This is a genomic window from Oleiphilus sp. HI0132, assembly GCF_001635845.1.
Genome location: NZ_LWGJ01000100.1, coordinates 1 through 635, shown reverse-complemented (window position 1 = coordinate 635; position 635 = coordinate 1). Strand labels below are relative to the sequence as shown.

Sequence of the window (635 nt, the reverse complement as noted above, 5' to 3'; positions counted from 1 at the left end):
AGAGAAGTTTCTCAAGTACCCTGGGCCACCTTCAATCTTCTTCTCGCCAATCTGCATACCACCGACGATTGGCGCGACAGGGTTAAGCACCTTAGGAATACTGCCCGGTGAAGGCTTATTCTTGTAGGTCTCAGATGAGAACTCTTCAAAGATGTGGCCTTCATTATGATTGTCATGAATGGCTCGACAATAGTTTGTACCAATGATATCGAAAGGCACTAACTCATCGTTTGACAGCCAATCCTGACCAAAGATACCTTTCTCGGCGAACTGCTTAGGACGTAACTTACCGGACTCATCTTTCTGCATAAATTTCGCAATAAAGGCCGGATCATTGCGCTCTGCGTCAGTGAACTCTAATTGCCAGTAATCTTCCGAACCAAATACATGACCTTCGTAGAACTTGGCCAAAGCATTCTTATCTGCACGTACGTTTTCTGGTGCCATTTTCGAGCTGTGGCAACCTGCACACTCACGAGCAAAAACTTTGCGGCCTTCTGGAACCTTATCCAAATCGATATAATCCTTACCTGCTTTGCCATCCAGGTCTTGAGATGCTAGTAGATAGGTCGGGCCGCCAGTAATCAAGAACGCAGCCAGGTCATCCATTTTTGCATCGGCATAGTTCCACGCAT

General features: G+C 46.5%; 1 protein-coding gene. It reads right to left on the bottom strand.

Annotated elements, in window-relative coordinates:
* The coding region (locus A3766_RS30080; RefSeq protein WP_197479162.1) for a hypothetical protein at positions 1-635 on the bottom strand (635 nt) is incomplete at both ends.